Origin of the sequence: Pseudarcicella hirudinis (assembly GCF_900115665.1) — a bacterium.
In the GTDB taxonomy this organism is placed as follows: domain Bacteria; phylum Bacteroidota; class Bacteroidia; order Cytophagales; family Spirosomataceae; genus Pseudarcicella; species Pseudarcicella hirudinis.
Genome location: NZ_FOXH01000003.1, coordinates 304,101 through 322,412 on the forward strand (window position 1 = coordinate 304,101; position 18,312 = coordinate 322,412).

Sequence of the window (18,312 nt, forward strand, 5' to 3'; positions counted from 1 at the left end):
TTGCAAATTGTAATTCTTTCATGTACTTTTGCAGTCCCAAATTAGGACAAGATATTTCAGATTTTGATGACATGCTCGTAAATCAAGGGATGTTTGAGCATTGGGAAGTCGAAATCTCTCTGAAAATCAGGGAAATATAGTTAATATAGATATTTCAATATTTTATAGCAATGAAAAGAACATTCCAACCATCGGTAAGAAAAAGAAAAAACAAGCACGGATTCCGTGATAGAATGACAACTGCAAACGGTCGTCGTGTATTGGCTGCTCGCCGTGCAAAAGGAAGACATAAATTGACAGTTTCTGACGAGAAGAGAGGTAAATAATTTGGTGAAAGGTTAGAAGTTAGAAGTTAAAAGTTATGCTTATTTTCAACTTTTCACTTTCGCTTTTAATTTTTAACAGATTGTGAAACAAACTTTTACAAAGTCCGAAAGACTTTCAAGTAAGAAAATAATTGACTCGCTCTTTGAAAAGGGTAGTGAAAAAACTAAAATGGTTTTTCACTACCCTTTTCGTGTTGTTTATCAGATAGCGAAAGAGCCTGAGTCAACCCCGGAACATACGGAAGAACCTTCCGGAAATTCTCCTTTGCCCCAAATACTGATTTCAGTTTCAAAACGTTATTTCAAAAAGGCGGTTGACAGAAACCTTATTAAGCGTCGTTTTAGAGAAGCTTACCGGAAAAATAAAGAAATTTTATTGGAAAAACCGCAACCTCTTCGTCCAGCCAATGTTGCTTTTGTTTACATTGCAAAAGAAATAGAGCCTTTTGAGGTTATTGAAAAGAAATTGAAAATTGTTTTGTCGAAAATCGGTTAATCTGCTTAGTTGTTAACAGGGAAATCTCACGACTGATGTCTGATTTTAGCCCATGGATTTACCCGGATTTTTAGAAAAAGATTGACAAAACTTCAAACATCACCTGTACTTATGAAACGAAGTGTATCTTTAAAATCATTGGTGGTTACCGGAATAGCAGTATTCAGTATCTCGCTTTTCTCGTTTACTGACCCGGGAGAGAGGTTTTTTGAGATTGCAAAAAACCTTGATATATATGCTACCTTGTTCAAAGAGCTTAACCGTTATTATGTGGATGAAATCAATCCTAATAAAACGATTAAGACTTCTATTGATGCCATGCTGAAATCATTTGATCCTTATACGGTTTATTATGCCGAGGATGATATTGAAGATTACATGACCATGACTACCGGAAAGTATAATGGAATCGGTGTAATAATCGGTAGCCTGAAAGGAAAAAATACGATTATGCTCATCGATGAAGGAACACCTGCTGAAAAATCAGGATTGAAAATCGGAGATGAAATCCTGAAAATTGACGGAGTCGATATTAAAAGCAGAAAAGGAATTGACCCGGGAAAACTGATAAAAGGTCAGACCGGAACAACTGTTAAGCTGACGATTAAAAGATACGGTTCAGATAAAGTTGAAGACATTATCGTAAGCAGGGACGTTGTTAAAATGAAAAACGTTACTTATTACGGCATGATTAACGATGAAGTAGGCTATATTGATTTAAAGGATTTCAATAGTACTGCCTCGAAAGAAGTTCGTACCGCTTTTCAGGAATTGAAAGCTAAGGGGATGAAGAAACTGGTACTTGATTTGAGAGAAAATCCGGGAGGTTTGCTGAACATGGCAGTTGATATTTGTAACGTGTTCCTGCAGAAAGATTCTGAAATTGTAAGTACAAAAGGAAAAGTACAGGATTGGAATAAAACTTATACCGCATTGAATCCTCCGATTGATACAGAGATTCCAATCTCTGTTCTGACTAATTCAAGAAGTGCTTCTGCCGCTGAAATTGTTGCCGGAGTAATTCAGGATTATGACAGAGGGGTTTTGATTGGTCAGAGGAGTTTCGGAAAAGGATTGGTTCAGATTACCAGAGATTTATCTTACAATACAAAATTAAAGGTTACTACTGCCAAGTATTATATTCCAAGCGGCCGTTGTATTCAGGCAATTGATTACAGCCATCGTAACCCCGACGGAAGTGCCGGAAAATTACCGGATTCTCTGAAAAAGGCTTTCAAAACAAAGAGCGGAAGAATAGTGTATGATGGCGGAGGAGTTTCACCGGATATTGAAGTAGAAAAACAGCCCGCACCAATGGTAGCGGTAGCTTTATCTAACAAAAATGTCTTGTTTGAATATGCCAATAAGTACCATTTCGAACATCCTACGATCAAACCGGCTAAGGAGTTTACTTTATCTGATGCTGATTATCAGGATTTCACGAAATGGGCTGTTTCTCAGGAGTATGATTATACAACTCAGGTAGAAAGAGATTTGGCGAGTTTAGAAGCTTCTGCCCGTAAGGAGAAATATTTTGATAATGTCTCAGAACAGTTGAATGCCCTGAAAACCAAAATTTCTCATACAAAAGAATCAGATTTGCTGAAATTCAAGGAAGAAATCAAAACATTACTTGAACAGGAGATTGTTGTACATTATTACCTGCAAAAAGGAACACGTGAACAGTCTTTTGCCAAAGATCCTGAAATTCAGGAAGCTTTGAAATTGTTCAGAGATATGAATCGTTATAAAACGATTTTGAAAGGAAATAAATAATTATTTTTGAAGGAGGATTGAGTGAAGGTTGCGGTAAAACGCCCTGAATTCTATCCTCTTTATTTTATTTTTAGAAAATGTCATTAATTATCAGTATCGATACGTCAACAAAGGTATGTTCTGTTGCTTTGCATCAGGAAGGGAAATTATTAGCACTCAATGAGCTTTTTGCAGAGAAATCTCACTCCGGAATGCTGACTACCCTGGTTGAAAACGTAGTAAAACATGCAGGCTTTTCTCTAAACGATTTAGATGCGATTGCGGTAGCAAAAGGCCCGGGCTCTTACACAGGTTTGAGAATAGGGGTATCAACTGCCAAAGGACTGTGTTTCGCCCTGGATAAACCATTGATCGGAATCAATACGCTTGAAGCGATGGCTTTGCAACTGAAAGATTTTTTCTCTGAAAAACACCTTTTTTGCCCTATGATTGATGCCCGGAGGATGGAGGTTTTTTGTGCAGTTTATGACAATCACCTGAATGTGATTCAGAAAACCGAAGCAAAAGTGATAGATGAAAATGCATATGCGGAACTTTTAACAGAGAATCCTGTTGTATTTCTGGGAGACGGAGCTGCTAAATGTAAAGAAAAATTAACCCATCCGAATTGTATTTTTCCTGAAACCGCTGTGTACCCTTCAGCAAAAACAATCGGCGTTTTAGCGAATAAGGCATTTAGGATGGGACAATTTGAAGATTTGGTAACTTTTGAGCCTTTTTATTTGAAAGACTTTGTGGGGACAGTCCCGAAAAAATAAGAGATGGAAGCAACTGAAGACATTATCATTAATAAAGTTGCCAATAGTGGTTTGGTGACACTGGATCTGGAGGAACTTTACGCAAAAGGTGAAAGGGTAATTTATGATCTTAAGGATAATCTTTTTATGGGAATGATTCTTAAAGAAAAGGATTTCCGGGAATTTCTTAAGACCCACGACTGGGAACAATACCGTAATAAGAATATTGCTATAATCTGCTCTGAAGATGCAATTGTACCTACCTGGGCATATATGCTTCTTACTCTTAAATTGCAGCCAGTGGCCAATACTATTGTTTTCGGAGATTTGAAAGAGCTGGAAAATAAGTTATTCTATGAAGCTATTGCGAAAATAAATCCTGAAGAATACCGGAATGCAAGAGTTGTAATAAAAGGCTGTTCTAAAGTACCTGTACCGACTTCTGCTTATGTAGAAATTACAAGAATTTTACAACCGGTTGCTCAAAGCCTGATGTTTGGAGAGCCTTGCAGCACGGTGCCATTGTACAAAAAGCCAAAATGAAATAATTGACTAACCTGACATTTATTTAGTTATGTCAGGTTAATTATTCTGCTGTCATAAGATGAGTATGATCCTGCAGGATTTTATTTAAAAAAGTAAGATCATCTAATTCAGTTGAAATATTGGTAACCGATTTTACCTTTAAAGCGGCCTGTTCAAGCAGATCCTCATTTCCTTCCCGCTCATATTTCCTGACTACAGCTCTTAAGGTTACAATATCTTTGTCGCTCAAAAGAGAGGCTTCCGGGAAAGTTAATACATAATTTATATCTGTTTTCTCTGTAACTAAGTCTTCGAGCGAAACAGGATTGCGTAGCTTTACCACCGTAGTTCCCGCCGCAATATCTCCGAGCCTTTGGCCTTTGTTATTAACCGCGATTGTTATCAAAGCAATAAGCCCCCTGTCAAATACTCTGAAAATCCATCTCATCAGATAAGCCCCGATTGTTGGATGAGAGCCATCCAGTTTCAGTACTTTTATCTTCATGGCTATTTTACCCACACTTTGTCCGTTCATGAAAATTTCGCAAAGCAGATCGTAAAATAATATCGGCAGAATCATGAAAAGAGTTATTGAAACCGGGCCAATGGTAGTATTAAAAAGATCTTTACCCAGTACGCCAAGCGTAAGAAGGAAAATCAGAAACCAGGCAAAGAAAATCAGGTAATCAATGATATGTGCTAATATACGATCACCTACACTCGCTGCGGTAAATTCAAGTGTTACGTTCTGTGAAGTCTGAATTTTAAGTTCACTCATGGGTTGGAGAGCATGTTAATATTTCAAAAAGTATAGAGACCTGAAAATACTGAATTATACAAATTAATTGCCCGGATAAAGTTCGGAGTTTCCGGATTTACGTGTTAACAGATTTTAACATAAATCGGATTATTCAAGTCCTGCTCTTTCCTTAAATTCTTTGCGAATTAGCTAAGTTTCAAATATATTGCTTAAAATTAAGGTTCTTATAGCAAACCTACAAACGTCAAACCCTGAAACCTTTAGATGCGGGAAGCTTTATTTAAAAAACAGAATCTTGAAAAGTGGAAGGAAATAGAAGAGGACAGCCGGACAGATAACCCGGATTTGTTGTCTCAAAGGTATATTGAATTAACGGATGACCTGGCCTATTCAAAAACATTCTATCCCGAATCTCCTACGACATCTTATCTGAACGGACTAACCAGCACTTTTTTCAACAGAATTTATGCTAATAAAAAGGAAAAAAGAAATCGGTTTGTTCTATTCTGGAAAGAAGAACTGCCTTATCTTTTCTATAATTCTCAGAAAGAATTAGCCTATTCTTTTATCATTTTTTTTGTCTCCTGTGTCATTGGAATCATCTCAACGCTGAATGACGATACTTTTGTAAGATTAATTTTAGGAGATGATTATGTTGATATGACCATGGAAAACATTGCGAAAGGAAATCCTACAGGGGTTTATAACAGCCAATCTGAGATTTCGATGTTTTTTGCCATTACTATCAATAATATTAAAGTAGCTTTTACTGAATTTGTGGGAGGAGTTACAGGATCTTTACTGACGATCTTTGCTTTATTCAGAAACGGAGTCATGTTAGGGACTTTTCAAACAATGTTCTTTCAGAAAAATGTAGGATTACCTTCGGTTCTGGCAATCTGGATTCATGGGACACTGGAAATTTCGGCTATTGTAATTGCCGGCTGCGCTGGTTTGGTAATGGGAAACAGCCTGCTTTTTCCTAAAACATTCTCCCGTTTGGAATCCTTTAAAAGAGGAGCCAGGCAAGGATTAAAAATAGCGATAGGCCTGGTCCCTGTTTTTATTGCGGCAGGTTTTCTGGAAAGTTTTATCACTAGAAAAACATTGCCCCCGGTGATGAGCTGCCTGATTATCGGAGGCTCAGCAATTTTTATGATTTGGTATTTTGTCCTTTATCCTATTCAATTACACAGGAAGTATTCAGAAAATGAGCAATAATAGTGAAATAGTTTTTGAGAAAGAGCGTGATTTTAGTGATAAAATCAATATAACCTTTGCGTTTGTAATTCAGAACTTTAAGTCTTTTTTCTGGGCATTGCTTTGTTTTACAGGCCCTTTGGTGCTGCTTTCGGGAATTTTTGCCGGAATTTATCAGACAAAGGTGTTTTCTAAAATTTCCACATCCAAAAATGAATCGGTTTCTGTAGAGACCTCTCAGAATGCCTGGGACCGTATTTTTAAAACCATTGGAAGGCAGGGTGCTGATTTCTTTTCTATTGAATATTTCCTGACGATTGTATTTTCAATAATAGCCGGCGCATTAATGATTGTAACCGTTCAATCTTATCTGTATGCGTACAAAACTCAAAACCGTCAGCCAGAAATAGGAGAAGTTTGGGAGGTAATTAAAGGCAGGTTCTGGCCAATATGCAGAGCTTTACTGATTGTTTCAGTCATTTATATAATCATGGTTACTTTATCAGGGGTAATCATCTGGGGATTTACCTTGATATTTGATAATAAGTTTCTGACTGGAATACTTAGTGGAGTAGTAGTGTTATTGATGGGGATATTCATGATGTATTGTTTAATTACGACTTCCTTAATTCCTTCTATCATGACGTTTGAGAATATCAGAGCCAGAGCTTCAATAAGAAGAGCTTTTGTGCTGATTAAGAATAAATGGTGGTCAACTTTCGGACTGATCTTTATCATGTCAGTTATAAGAATGATTACATCTTTAATTTTTGGTATTCCTGCGGTAATTATTCCCGTGATTCGTAGTTTGAAACTGATGGGAAGCGGAAAATCAGGAGATTTAATAATGATATTTTCTACGGTAGTTTCTGTTTTGGGGAGTACCTTACTTATAGCCCCGATTTACGTATCATTGGTTTTTCAGTATTTTAATCTGCTCGAACGGAAAGAGGGAAAAGGTTTATTGAAACAGGTGAGTGAAATCGGATTAAATAAGATTGATCGAAATGAAGAGGAAGAATATTAGTAAATTTATGGTCAAAACAGAAAATATTAAGTTACCTGTTAAATTTGTCTTATTTTCCGGACTAATGTTTAATGGTCTTGTTACTCCTGTTGAGGCCAAAGATTTAGCGATTGACACGTCTAAGGTATTGATAAGACAACCTTCAGAAGCGCGCCTGGAGGCATTCAGGAAACTAAAGGATTATAAGTATGGTACCGAAACAATTCAGTCCGAAACCTGGATTGATCGTCTTTTACTGAGGTTTTTCAAATGGCTTTCTCAATTTTTCGGAGAAGGATCCGGATCTGGTTTTGACTTTAGAATACTTGCCTACATTTTTATAGCTGCTGTGTTTGTTTTTGTAGTTTTAAAATTACTTGGCGTAGGTATAGAAGGATTCTGGCGGAAAAAGAATGCCTCTGCCGAAATTCCTTATGAAGCACTCGGTGAAGATATACATTTGATTGATTTTCAGGAAAATATTGAAAAAACAATAGCTCAGAAAAATTATCGCCTGGCAGTTCGGTTGTATTACCTGAAATCTTTAAAAGAATTGTCGGATTTGCAGATGATTGACTGGCGAATCAATAAAACAAACAGGAATTACGTTTATGAACTAAAGTCGCCGGTAATAAGGGCAGATTTTGAAGAGATTACCTCACAATTTGAATACGCCTGGTACGGTGATTTTCCTATTGATGAATTACTTTTCGGAGGAATCAGAGAGAGATTTATAACTTTTAGCAAACAACTGAAATAATTGCCGGAGTATATAGTTATCATAAAAGATTAACTGTAAATAATAGAAACTCCGAGATTTTAAACCCCATGAAATTAACACAATTAACAACATTTTGCCTTTTTGCCATTCTTACTATTCTGGGATATTGCGCATTTATTCCGGCAAAACATACTGCTGCTCCGGAGGAGTCTTTATACGATACACTTCAATTTAACACAGTTTCTGTTTCCGGTGTAAAATTAGGGTCAGATTATGGCAAAGTCCTTGAGAAATTCGGTTCACCGGATTCTGTCAGAAAACAGGAGAATGCTATTGAAGATCAGTCCGATTTTTATGAGGAATATGTGTATGATAAGGATATACTTTTCGTAGTAAATGAAACATTCAGCGGTTTTGAACTGAAAACAGCCAGATTTATGCTTGATAAACTTGATCTGAAAGTTGGAGACAATGCCAGTAAAGTGAAAAAACTTTTCCCGAAATCATTTAAAAACAGAGATATCGACGAATTTAATCCGGACTGGGTTACGGTAAGTGTTCAGTTTGGACAAAGTGACTCTTTTTTGGATATTTACATGGAAGAGGGTAAAATCAAATCTATGATTACCACTACCGAAGATGGAACGGAAGAAGACTAGACTTTTCCGTTTCTAAAACATCTTTCCAACTCTAAAGCGAATTACTATTGAAATCAACCAAAACTTACCTTATTATTCTGGTAGTGACTATTGTTGGTTTTGTTTTGGTAGAAATGTACAGACCTGAGCCTACCGACTGGTCACAGACATTTTCTGACAAGGACAAGATCCCATATGGTAGTGAATTGCTTTATAAGTTGCTGACTGATGTATTTCCGAATCAAAAAATAACGGATTCAAAAGTCCCGTTTTATAGCCGGGGAGTGGAGAAGCCTTACCCCGGAAAGAGTAATTATTTATATGTTTACCAGGTTTTCAGAACAGATTCAATAGGGTTGAACCGCCTTATGAATTATGTCAGTTCCGGAAATCAGGCTTTTATTGCGGCTGAAGGTTTTGAAAAACTGGGAGATAGTCTGCATATAGAGACAGATTACGCTATTATGAAAAAACTGACAGATTCGCTGAGTCTGTCGTTTTCAAATCCTCAATTGGGTAAAACTGCTTATCCAATGACATTACAGAGCGCCGCTGTTTCGTTCAGCCTGAAAGATTCCTCAAAAGTTACAGTTTTAGGTAGAAACAGTGCCGGAAATATCAACTTTATCAGAATCCCGTTTGGAAAAGGTTTTTTCTATCTGCATTCGGTACCTGCTGCATTTACCAATTATTATCTTGTGAAAGGGAAAAATGCCGAATACGCATTCAGAGCACTTTCTTACCTGCCCGTACAGGAAACTCATTGGGATGAGTTTGTGAATATCATACATCTGAATATGAAAATGCGGCAGATCGGAAAATCCAGGAGTTATGTTTCTTCTCCCGACTATGATGATTCTCCATTGCGTTTTATTGTAAGTCAGCCAGCATTAAGATGGGCTTATTATCTGAGTATTTTCGGTTTATTTTTGTATGTTGTTTTCGAAGCTAAACGACGTCAGCGTATCATTCCATTAATTGAAGCCCCTGCAAATGCCTCCCTGGAATTTGTGGAAACTATTGGACAGTTGTATTTTAAAAGCAATAATCATAAAAATATTGCCGGGAAGAAAATTTCACACTTTCTGGCATTTATAAGGACTAAGTTTTTTATCAGAACCATTGAACTGGATCAGGATTTCAGAAATGAGCTCTCTATTAAATCAGGAGTAGGTATTACAGAGATTGACGAAATATTTGATCAGATTGATAAGGTTTCAGTCAGTGAAAAACTTACTGAGAAAGAACTTTTGACGTTAAATGAAAGAATTGAAGGCTTTTATAAAAACAGCAAATAAAGCTAAGCCACTAAACACCCCCGACTAATGGAATTTGAATCAAGAATTGACCTGAGTGAGTTGCACGAAGCCGTTACTAATATCCGTGCTGAAGTTGCCAAAGTAATTGTAGGCCAGCAGCAACTGATTGATTTGCTTTTAACAGCCATTTTTGCTGACGGCCATGTTTTGATAGAAGGTGTTCCGGGAGTTGCTAAAACGCTTACAGCCAAATTACTTGCTAAAACGATTGAAGTAAATTTCAGCAGGATCCAGTTTACACCGGATTTAATGCCTGCAGATGTATTGGGAACTTCCGTTTTTAATCCTAAAACTTCCGAATTTGAATTTAGAAAAGGCCCGGTTTTCTCCAATCTGGTTCTGATTGATGAAATCAACCGTTCTCCTGCAAAAACACAATCAGCGTTGTTTGAGGTTATGGAAGAACGACAGATCACCAATGCGGGGATTTCTTATCAGATGTCTTTCCCGTTTATGATTCTTGCGACACAAAACCCTATCGAGCAGGAAGGAACATATCGTTTGCCGGAAGCCCAGCTAGATCGTTTTCTTTTTAAAATAGTGATTGCGTATCCTTCTTTTGAAGAAGAAATCAGTATTTTGAACGGAAGTCATGCAAGAGCAGCATTGAATGAAAATCCTTTGGATCGAATCAATAAAGTATTGAATGCCCAACAAATTGCCGGTTTAAGAGAAAAGGTTCGTCAGGTGAAAATTGAGCCGAAAATACTTGAATATATTGCTAAAATCATTCAGGAAACTCGCAATTCGAAGTTCTTATACCTGGGTGCCTCACCAAGAGCATCTGTAGCGCTGTTAAATGCCTCCAAAGCATTGGCTGCTATTCGCGGAAGAGATTTTGTTACCCCGGAAGATGTACAGGAATTAACACCTTCAGTACTTCGTCACAGAATCATCCTGACTCCTGAAAAAGAAATGGAAGGATCCAATGCAGATGATGTAATTTCGCAGATTTTACAAAAAATAGAAGTACCCAGGTAGTTGCTGCAACCGCATAGACATGTAGGGCACATAGAAGCATGGGACACATAGAAAATATTACATATGCATGACAAAAAACAGATGATAGCAAGCAAGATTAACTAGAGTGTGATATTTTGGATGAATAAAAATATTGATTCTATGCACCTGCGCTCATGCCAATGTGATGTGTGACATATGCTTCTATGTGTTACGTATCTTATATTCCCCTATGTGCCCTATATGTCTATGTGGTTACAAACATTTCTACCTATCTTATGTTCTGCCCTATGAGAACATGTGGTTACAAATATTTCTGCATGTCTTATATTCTTCTATGTGCCCTATGAGTCTATGTGGTTACAAGGTTTCTTGCATCGAATCTCTTTAGAACGTACCTTTGTCAAACAATCACAAAAAGGGGTGCCTAAAATTACAGGCTGAGATTATACCCATTGAACCTGATGCGGGTAATGCCGTCGAAGGGATTTTTGAATTTGAAGAATCCAATCCGGAATAAAAAACTTCAAATTAGAGAATTAATCAATGTATTAGGGATTATAAAAATTGTTAAATCGGACGGGATTTGACTCCTTTACCTGTCGTTGAAGCTTTCATCTCATGGAAAATTTTACGACCAATTTCTTATCATTACGGAATCCAATATTTGGAATTCGTACGTTTTTTTGCCTGATTTCGCTCTTCTTTCTTTCCTTCTCGGGATATTCCCAATTTCAAATTACCGGAAAAATCACAGATGCCGAAGATGGAAAACCACTTCCGGGAGCTACTGTTGTGCTGGAAAATTCCCTGAGAGGAACTGTTGGTAATACGCATGGTGAGTTCGTTTTGAAAGGCCTCAAAAAAGGTAATTATTCAATAAAAATCACCTTTTTAGGGTTTGAAAAATTCCAGAAAAATATAGACCTTAATCAGGATGTAAGGCTTGAAGTCGTTCTGAAAAGATCCACATTTGTAGCGGATGAGGTAGTCGTAAATGCTACGAGAGCCAATGAAAAATCAGGAATGGCTTATTCAAATGTTAGCAGGGAAGACCTCCAAAAACAAAATGTAGGACAGGATATTCCTCAATTGCTCAATTTCGCAACCTCATTGGTTACCACTTCAGATGCAGGAGCAGGAGTTGGCTATACTGGAATCAGAATACGTGGAACCGATGCTACCCGTATCAATGTAACAGTCAACGGTATTCCCATGAACGACTCAGAATCTCAGGGTTTATATTGGGTAAATATGCCGGATATTGCCAGTTCTACGAGTTCTGTGCAAATCCAAAGAGGTGTTGGAACGTCAACAAATGGTGCCGGAGCGTTCGGAGGGTCTGTCAATCTGCAAACCAACGACCTGAAAAAAGAGGCTTATGCGCAAATTAATTCTTCAATAGGATCATTTAAAACTATAAAAAATACCGTTTCAGTTGGTTCAGGTTTAATTAATGACAAATTTACATTTGATGCCCGTCTCTCAAAAATCACTTCGGATGGCTATGTAGATCGTGCTTCTTCTGACTTAAAATCATTTTACCTTTCAGGTGCGTATTTTGGTAAGAAATCATTTGTGAGACTGAATGTTTTCTCCGGAACAGAAAAAACATATCAATCATGGAATGGTGTGCCTGAATACCTGCTTGCTACTGACCGGACCTATAACTCTTTTACTTACAGTAACCAGACTGATAATTATCAACAGGATCATTATCAATTACTTACTTCACATACTCTTTCTCCTAATCTGACTTTCAATGTCAATTTACATTATACCAAAGGAAAAGGTTATTATGAAGAATATAAGGAAAATCAGAAATTCTCAGGTTACGGACTACCAGATATTCAAATTAAGGATTCAACGATAAAATCAACAGACCTGATTCGTAGAAAATGGCTGGATAATGATTTTTACGGAACAACTTTCTCGCTTGATTATCAGAGTTTCAGGAAGCTTTCTGCCACAATTGGAGGAGGCTGGAATAAATATAATGGAAATCATTACGGAGAGATTATCTGGGCGAAATATGCTTCTGCCAGTAATATCGGTTATCGCTGGTATGAGAGCAATTCTAAGAAAACGGACTTCAATATTTATGCAAAAATAAACTACCAGCTTGCGGAAGTATTGAATGCTTTTGTGGATTTGCAAGGTCGTTTTATCGCTTATGACATGAAGGGTACGGCAAAAGATCGACAGGATATAACACAAAGTTCAGAGTATCAGTTTTTTAATCCAAAATTTGGTCTGACATTAGATCTGGATGCTTTTAGCCATGTTTATGCTTCGTACAGCATTGGAAATAAGGAACCAAGTCGTCAGGATTTCATTGATAATACGCCAAAACGCCCTTTGGCTGAAAAGCTTGGGGATGTGGAATTAGGATATAAGCTGCAAAGAGGTAAATTCGCTTTCGGACTGAATGGTTATTACATGGATTATACCAATCAATTAGTATTAACCGGAAAAGTGAATGACGTAGGAGAGGCTATCAGATTGAATGTACCGGAAAGTTATCGTTTGGGTATTGAAGTTGAGGCTGGTGCTCAGCTGACCAGTACTTTGAAAATTAATGCCAATGCTACTTTCTCTAAAAATAAGATTAAAAACTTTACCGAAACGTTGCCGAATTATGATGATGGTGGTGTGGAAAAGGAGAATAAATATGCGGAAACAGATATCTCTTTTTCGCCAAATGTAATTTTGGGGTCACAGATTTTATATACTCCGTTAAAAGGGCTTGAGTTTGGATTACTTTCTAAATACGTTGGAAAACAATATCTTGATAATACGACCAATGAATCAAGAAAACTGAATTCATATTTTACCAATGACATTCGTGCGATTTATAGCCTGAAAGGAAAAGCGCTTAAAAACGTAACGCTGACGGCATTGGTAAATAATGTATTTAATACTCTATATGAGTCGAATGGTTACTCATACAGCTATATTTATGAAGGGAAAGTTGCTACAGAAAACTTCTATTTCCCTCAGGCCGGAACAAATGTACTATTTGGAATTAGCTTGAAGTTTTAAAATCTGACTGACAAACAGGCCATAAATTCATGGCCTGTTTGTCAGCTATATCTGTCATTTCTCCAGGGATAGGCTGTGTTGGAGTAACCTCTTTCTTCCCAGAAACCCAGTTTGTTTTGCGGGAGAAATTCAATTCTTTTAATCCATTTTGACCCCTTCCAGGCATATAACTGCGGCGTAATCATTCTTACAGGACCACCATGTTCTTTAGCCAGAGGTTTCCCGTCAAACGTATGAACTAATAGAACATCCGGTTTCAAAGCTTCTTCCATAGAAACATTGGTTGTATAGGTGTCATAACCGTAACACATGATATGCGAAGCAGTTTCTTTAGGTTGCACTAAGGCCGCAAGATCTAATAATCTTACACCCTTCCATTCCATATTCAGTTTTGACCAGGTGGTGACGCAATGAAAATCGGAAGTATCATCGGTTTGCGGCAAAGCCATAAATTCATCCCAGGTAAGTCTGACAGGATTTTCAACCTCTCCGTCTATAATCAAACGCCAGCGATCCAGTGATACATCCGGCTGATATCCTAAGTCCAGAACCGGCCATTTTTGAGTGATTGTCTGACCCGTCGGAGTATTTGGCATTCCATGTCTGTTTGTTTTACCAACGCCCATTGGTCTGTCATCAGAAACAGAAGGGGTCAGTTTGATCTTTTCCTCAAAGCGGGCTTTCAGCTTCATCCGTGCCTCAATAATCCTTTCTAATTTTTCTGATTCTTCCATAAGTCTGAAATTATTACATCCAAAGAACACCAAAATAGGCTAAAAGTTCATAAATTTTGTAAGGATTAAGAGCCGGATAAGATTAATTTAAGGACAATTTATGACTTTTCAACATACGGTACACAACAGAGTATATCATTTTCCCGACTTAAAAACGCTGATGGCTAAAGCAAGTCCGAAACGTTCGGGGGATGAATTGGCCGGAGTGGCAGCAGGCAGTGCTCAGGAAAGGGTGGCAGCCCAAATGGCTTTGTCTGATATTCCACTGAAGACTTTTCTGAATATAGCCCTGATACCCTATGAAAAAGATGAAGTTACCCGTTTGATATTTGATACGCATGACGAAAAGGCTTTCAGTGGGATCAGCCATCTTACAGTGGGAGACTTCAGAAATTTTTTGTTGCTCGAAACAACTGATTCCGCTAAAATTGCTTCTATCCGGAACGGATTAACTCCCGAAATGGTAGCCGCAGTCAGCAAAATTATGAGAAATCAGGATTTGATAACAGTCGGGTCTAAATGCGAAGTAATTACCAGATTCAGAAACACCATTGGAAAGAAAGGACATTTTTCCACACGACTTCAACCCAATCATCCCACAGATGATTTCCGGGGAATCGGAGCCAGTATTATTGATGGATTATTTTATGGAAACGGGGATGCCGTAATCGGAATAAATCCTGCAACAGATAATATACCGACTGTAATTAAGCTGCTGGAAATGATGGATTCTATCAGGGAAAAGTTTGATATTCCCACGCAGTCCTGCGTGCTTAGTCATATTACGACAACCATTCAGGCAATAGAGCAGAAAGCTCCGGTTGATCTGGTTTTTCAGTCAATAGGAGGAACTGAAGCTACAAATACCTCTTTTGGCGTAAATCTTGGAATTTTGAAAGAAGGATATGAGGCGGGTCTTTCGTTAAATCGTGGTAAAATAGGAAATAACCTTATGTATTTTGAGACAGGGCAAGGCTCCGCTTTGTCAGCAAATGCTCATCATGGACTCGACCAGCAAACCTGTGAGACCCGGGCTTACGCTATTGCAAGACAATTTAATCCTTTGTTAGTGAATACAGTAGTAGGGTTTATTGGTCCTGAATATCTTTATGACGGAAAGCAAATCATACGGGCAGGATTGGAAGACCACTTTTGTGGGAAACTGCTTGGTTTGCCCATGGGAGTAGATGTGTGTTATACCAATCATGCTGAAGCAGATCAGGATGATATGGATTCTTTATTGACATTACTCGCTGCTGCCGGGTGTACCTTTATCATGGGTGTACCCGGGGCTGATGATGTGATGTTGCATTATCAAAGTACTTCTTTTCATGATGCCTTGTATATTCGTCATCTGTTAGGACTAAGACCTTCACCTGAATTTGAAGAATGGCTGATGAGAATGAATATTTTTGATGAAAGTATGAAACTAAAACCTGTAAGCGTCAAACATTTATTGCTTGAGGGAATGTTATAGTGAAAGAATGATTTGTGATAGGCAAGGAAATTGTACTAATTTGCAACTGGATGGAAAATACTGGTTACATAGAAATAAGAGTTTTAGGTTCAAAAGGAAATATTGAACTTCATCCTGATATTTATGATATCAGAGATATTATTGCCGTTTTACAGAATGTTGAAAGTTTATTATTTCCGGAAAAGAAGGGTCGTCCGCTAATGAGCTATGAAATAAAACCAGGCTCAGTAAAACATATAATTAAAACTTCCACACAGGCTATTCTTGGATTTAATGCTTTATTGTTTCAGGTGAATATTACTAAGTCGATAGATTTTCTTGAAGCTCCTACAGCGAAAGCATTTGAATATTTTCAGGAAAGTGCATTAAAACAGAATATTTCTTTTGAAATATCGACTTCAGTAGCCGATTCCAGCAAACTTTATATCAGTAAAGATACCAGTTTCCAGAGAACACAGGATGTTTGGGTAGATGCTGAGTTATATTTTTATGGAATTATTATTGATCTTGGAGGAAAAAGAGATGTCAATGTCCATATAGATACCAAAGAATATGGTACCTTGAAAATTGAAGCAACAAAAGAGATGTTGTCAGATTATCAGTCTAATCCTTTGTACAAAAGCTTTGGAATAAGGGCAATTGGAAAACAGAATATAAAGTCAGGAGAAATTGATAAACAAAACCTGAAACTGCTTGAGATAATAGATTATAATCCTTCATTCAGGGAAGACTACATCAACAAACTAATCAAAAAAGCTACAAAAAGCTGGTCTGGGGTAAATGATGCAGATGCATGGTTAAATCAAATCAGGGGAGAGATATGAAGATAAATACAGTACTATTAGATACAAGCTTTTTTATCAGATTATTGAATGAGGACGATCTCCTGCATGAAAACGCATTGGATTATTACAGATACTTTCTGTCAAATAATTACATATTAAAGTGCTCTACAATCAGTATTGCAGAATATTGCATAAAAGGGACTATTGATGAATTACCACTGAATAATCTGCAGATTTTGCCTTTTAATATTAACCATGCCGAAAAAGCAGGATTGTTTGGCAGTTTGGCTTTTGAAGAGAAAAAGAGTGGTAATATCAATATTACTGACAGGCGGATTATTCCAAATGATATTAAACTATTTGCACAGGCCGATATTGATGAAACAATCTCATATTTTGTAACATCTGATTCAGCATGCGAAAATATGTATAAAGCGATCAGAAAAAACACCTCTGTGAATTTTGAAATTATGAATATCAGGAGACCTTATAATGAACAATTTGGTGTTTTATTTTAATAGTTAAATTACTTCTTAAAAATAATCCCGTCCTTCATCACAAATTTTACCTTTCTGAGGTCAGAAATATTAAGAACAGGGTTTCCTTCCACAGCAATTATATCTGCTAAATAACCGGACTTAATTTTTCCCAGGTTTTTTAGCCTGAAAAAATCAGCATTTACAGAGGTAGCTGATCGCAGCACTTCCTGAGGTTTCATGCCATACTCCGCCATCAATTCCATTTCCCGGACATTTTCTCCATGAGGAAATACGCCAACATCTCCACCCATACAAATCTGCACTCCTTCATCAAGAGCCATTTTAAAGCTTTTCCTTTTTTGCTGAATTCTTTCCGGCTCCGGTTCTGTTCCTTTTTTCCAGCCTTTATACTGAGAAGTGGCGTCACCTGCGGCAATAGTAGGACAATAACATACGTTTTTCTCTTTCATCAAACGAAATACTTCTGAAGTAGCCCCATCACCATGTTCAATGGTTTTGACGCCTGCCATAATGGCTCTTTTCATTCCTTCTGGCGTAGAGGAATGGGCAACCACGTCTCTTCCGCTGCTTTTCGCAATATCAACTACTAATTTGATTTCTGACTCAAGAAAAGTTGGTTGCGCTTCTTTCATTAATCCCCAGCGATAATCGGCATAAATTTTTATCACATCTGCCCCTTTTCCAATCTGGGTCCTGACAGCTTTACTGAGATTATCGATCCCGTCGGCTTCCTCCGCACCTTGTGGTACTGAGATTTCAGCATGAAATCCTTTAGGCCCGTAACTTCCGGTTGCTACCAGTGCTCTTCCGGCCACAATCATTCTCGGACCGGGAATGATTCCTTTTTCAATAGATTGTTTCAAGCCGACATCGTCATAACCGGAACCTTCTGTTCCCAGATCTCTGACTGTAGTAAATCCTGCCAATAACGTTTTTTGAGCATGTAAAGCTGCTCTGATAATCCGTTCAGCATGAGATTCTTTCAATACCTGGTCGTCCCAGCTAACCTCATTGTAAGGATGCAAAAGTAAATGAGAATGGCCTTCAATCAGACCCGGTAATAAAGTCGTATTGGGTAAACTGATAATTTCAGTATTTGCGGGGATATTAAGCTTTTCCCCGACAGCTTCTATTTTCTTATTGCGGACAAAAACCTGCCAGTTTTCATGCAGAATTTCCCCATCAAAAACTCTGGCAGGTTTAAGAAGCGTAAGTGTATCCTGAGCCGATAATTGAAAAGAGAAAACAATAATCAAAACGACGATAGAAATTCTCATAAGTTGATGAATAAATAACGGATAACATTTTCT

The 18,312-nt window shown here is 37.6% G+C and carries 18 protein-coding genes and 1 riboswitch; of the genes, 15 read left to right on the forward strand and 3 right to left on the reverse strand.

The window, feature by feature from the left end; translation table 11 throughout:
• The first annotated feature begins 170 nt into the window (after positions 1 to 170).
• From rpmH to BM179_RS07165, 5 genes are all read left to right on the forward strand, one after another.
• On the forward strand, positions 171 to 326 hold the full coding sequence (gene rpmH, locus BM179_RS07145) for a 50S ribosomal protein L34 (protein ID WP_092014399.1): 156 nt from the start codon (positions 171 to 173) through the stop codon (positions 324 to 326).
• Between the two features lie 82 nt (positions 327 to 408).
• Positions 409 to 822 (forward strand): ribonuclease P protein component, encoded by a 414-nt coding sequence (gene rnpA, locus BM179_RS07150; RefSeq protein WP_092014402.1) that lies wholly within the window; start codon positions 409 to 411, stop codon positions 820 to 822.
• A 111-nt stretch (positions 823 to 933) separates the two neighbouring features.
• Positions 934 to 2,598, forward strand: coding sequence for a S41 family peptidase (locus BM179_RS07155; protein WP_092014404.1), 1,665 nt, complete (start codon positions 934 to 936; stop codon positions 2,596 to 2,598).
• Between the two features lie 77 nt (positions 2,599 to 2,675).
• Positions 2,676 to 3,356, forward strand: coding sequence for a tRNA (adenosine(37)-N6)-threonylcarbamoyltransferase complex dimerization subunit type 1 TsaB (gene tsaB, locus BM179_RS07160; RefSeq protein WP_092014407.1), 681 nt, complete (start codon positions 2,676 to 2,678; stop codon positions 3,354 to 3,356).
• 3 nt (positions 3,357 to 3,359) lie between these two features.
• On the forward strand, positions 3,360 to 3,878 hold the full coding sequence (locus tag BM179_RS07165; RefSeq protein ID WP_092014411.1) for a DUF2480 family protein: 519 nt from the start codon (positions 3,360 to 3,362) through the stop codon (positions 3,876 to 3,878).
• A 43-nt stretch (positions 3,879 to 3,921) separates the two neighbouring features.
• Here BM179_RS07165 and BM179_RS07170 read toward each other — a convergent pair whose 3' ends face one another.
• Positions 3,922 to 4,638, reverse strand: coding sequence for an RDD family protein (locus BM179_RS07170; RefSeq protein WP_092014414.1), 717 nt, complete (start codon positions 4,636 to 4,638; stop codon positions 3,922 to 3,924).
• A gap of 246 nt (positions 4,639 to 4,884) precedes the next feature.
• On the opposite strand from BM179_RS07170, the gene BM179_RS07175 reads away from it, so the two are divergent.
• From BM179_RS07175 to BM179_RS07205, 7 genes are all read left to right on the forward strand, one after another.
• Positions 4,885 to 5,841, forward strand: coding sequence for a stage II sporulation protein M (locus tag BM179_RS07175; protein ID WP_092014417.1), 957 nt, complete (start codon positions 4,885 to 4,887; stop codon positions 5,839 to 5,841).
• Positions 5,831 to 6,847, forward strand: coding sequence for a hypothetical protein (locus BM179_RS07180; RefSeq protein WP_092014420.1), 1,017 nt, complete (start codon positions 5,831 to 5,833; stop codon positions 6,845 to 6,847). Before BM179_RS07175 ends, BM179_RS07180 begins: the two co-directional genes overlap by 11 nt.
• Positions 6,828 to 7,586 carry a DUF4129 domain-containing protein gene (locus BM179_RS07185; protein WP_092014423.1) on the forward strand — a complete coding sequence of 253 codons (759 nt, stop codon included), beginning with the start codon at positions 6,828 to 6,830 and terminating at the stop codon, positions 7,584 to 7,586. The genes BM179_RS07180 and BM179_RS07185 overlap by 20 nt, the downstream gene beginning before the upstream one ends.
• Positions 7,587 to 7,654: 68 nt before the next feature.
• Complete coding sequence (locus tag BM179_RS07190; protein ID WP_092014426.1) at positions 7,655 to 8,206, forward strand: hypothetical protein; 552 nt, start codon at positions 7,655 to 7,657, stop codon at positions 8,204 to 8,206.
• A gap of 47 nt (positions 8,207 to 8,253) precedes the next feature.
• Positions 8,254 to 9,483, forward strand: coding sequence for a DUF4350 domain-containing protein (locus BM179_RS07195; RefSeq protein WP_092014428.1), 1,230 nt, complete (start codon positions 8,254 to 8,256; stop codon positions 9,481 to 9,483).
• Positions 9,484 to 9,510: 27 nt separating this feature from the next.
• Positions 9,511 to 10,485 (forward strand): AAA family ATPase, encoded by a 975-nt coding sequence (locus tag BM179_RS07200; RefSeq protein WP_092014431.1) that lies wholly within the window; start codon positions 9,511 to 9,513, stop codon positions 10,483 to 10,485.
• A 388-nt stretch (positions 10,486 to 10,873) separates the two neighbouring features.
• A riboswitch (TPP riboswitch) is annotated at positions 10,874 to 10,970 on the forward strand.
• Positions 10,971 to 11,085: 115 nt separating this feature from the next.
• Entirely contained in the window at positions 11,086 to 13,506 is a 2,421-nt protein-coding gene (locus BM179_RS07205) for a TonB-dependent receptor (RefSeq protein WP_092014434.1), read from the forward strand.
• A gap of 41 nt (positions 13,507 to 13,547) precedes the next feature.
• On the opposite strand, the gene BM179_RS07210 is transcribed toward BM179_RS07205, so the two are convergent.
• The gene (locus tag BM179_RS07210) at positions 13,548 to 14,240 is read right to left on the reverse strand and encodes a sulfite oxidase-like oxidoreductase (protein ID WP_092014437.1); all 693 of its coding nucleotides are present in this window, start codon (positions 14,238 to 14,240) and stop codon (positions 13,548 to 13,550) included.
• A 100-nt stretch (positions 14,241 to 14,340) separates the two neighbouring features.
• Between BM179_RS07210 and BM179_RS07215 the strand changes: the two genes are divergently transcribed.
• The 3 genes from BM179_RS07215 to BM179_RS07225 are packed head-to-tail and all read left to right on the forward strand — an operon-like array spanning position 14,341 to position 17,020.
• Positions 14,341 to 15,717: an ethanolamine ammonia-lyase subunit EutB gene (locus BM179_RS07215; RefSeq protein WP_092014440.1), complete on the forward strand. Its 1,377-nt coding sequence runs from the start codon at positions 14,341 to 14,343 to the stop codon at positions 15,715 to 15,717.
• Positions 15,718 to 15,767: 50 nt separating this feature from the next.
• Positions 15,768 to 16,541, forward strand: coding sequence for a hypothetical protein (locus BM179_RS07220; RefSeq protein WP_092014443.1), 774 nt, complete (start codon positions 15,768 to 15,770; stop codon positions 16,539 to 16,541).
• Positions 16,538 to 17,020, forward strand: a complete 483-nt coding sequence (locus tag BM179_RS07225) for a PIN domain-containing protein (protein WP_092014445.1) — start codon at positions 16,538 to 16,540, stop codon at positions 17,018 to 17,020. Before BM179_RS07220 ends, BM179_RS07225 begins: the two co-directional genes overlap by 4 nt.
• 8 nt (positions 17,021 to 17,028) lie before the next feature.
• Here BM179_RS07225 and BM179_RS07230 read toward each other — a convergent pair whose 3' ends face one another.
• Complete coding sequence (locus tag BM179_RS07230) at positions 17,029 to 18,279, reverse strand: metal-dependent hydrolase family protein (protein ID WP_092014448.1); 1,251 nt, start codon at positions 18,277 to 18,279, stop codon at positions 17,029 to 17,031.
• Positions 18,280 to 18,312 lie beyond the last annotated feature (33 nt).

Bases quoted from the DNA above. Each gene is read 5' to 3' on its own strand.
- rpmH (WP_092014399.1), top strand. From the start codon at position 171: ATGAAAAGAACATTCCAACCATCGGTAAGAAAAAGAAAAAACAAGCAC.
- BM179_RS07155 (WP_092014404.1), top strand. From the start codon at position 934: ATGAAACGAAGTGTATCTTTAAAATCATTGGTGGTTACCGGAATAGCA.
- tsaB (WP_092014407.1), top strand. From the start codon at position 2,676: ATGTCATTAATTATCAGTATCGATACGTCAACAAAGGTATGTTCTGTT.
- BM179_RS07165 (WP_092014411.1), top strand. From the start codon at position 3,360: ATGGAAGCAACTGAAGACATTATCATTAATAAAGTTGCCAATAGTGGT.
- BM179_RS07170 (WP_092014414.1), bottom strand. From the start codon at position 4,638: ATGAGTGAACTTAAAATTCAGACTTCACAGAACGTAACACTTGAATTT.
- BM179_RS07175 (WP_092014417.1), top strand. From the start codon at position 4,885: ATGCGGGAAGCTTTATTTAAAAAACAGAATCTTGAAAAGTGGAAGGAA.
- BM179_RS07180 (WP_092014420.1), top strand. From the start codon at position 5,831: ATGAGCAATAATAGTGAAATAGTTTTTGAGAAAGAGCGTGATTTTAGT.
- BM179_RS07185 (WP_092014423.1), top strand. From the start codon at position 6,828: ATGAAGAGGAAGAATATTAGTAAATTTATGGTCAAAACAGAAAATATT.
- BM179_RS07190 (WP_092014426.1), top strand. From the start codon at position 7,655: ATGAAATTAACACAATTAACAACATTTTGCCTTTTTGCCATTCTTACT.
- BM179_RS07200 (WP_092014431.1), top strand. From the start codon at position 9,511: ATGGAATTTGAATCAAGAATTGACCTGAGTGAGTTGCACGAAGCCGTT.
- BM179_RS07205 (WP_092014434.1), top strand. From the start codon at position 11,086: ATGGAAAATTTTACGACCAATTTCTTATCATTACGGAATCCAATATTT.
- BM179_RS07210 (WP_092014437.1), bottom strand. From the start codon at position 14,240: ATGGAAGAATCAGAAAAATTAGAAAGGATTATTGAGGCACGGATGAAG.
- BM179_RS07215 (WP_092014440.1), top strand. From the start codon at position 14,341: ATGACTTTTCAACATACGGTACACAACAGAGTATATCATTTTCCCGAC.
- BM179_RS07220 (WP_092014443.1), top strand. From the start codon at position 15,768: ATGGAAAATACTGGTTACATAGAAATAAGAGTTTTAGGTTCAAAAGGA.
- BM179_RS07225 (WP_092014445.1), top strand. From the start codon at position 16,538: ATGAAGATAAATACAGTACTATTAGATACAAGCTTTTTTATCAGATTA.
- BM179_RS07230 (WP_092014448.1), bottom strand. From the start codon at position 18,279: ATGAGAATTTCTATCGTCGTTTTGATTATTGTTTTCTCTTTTCAATTA.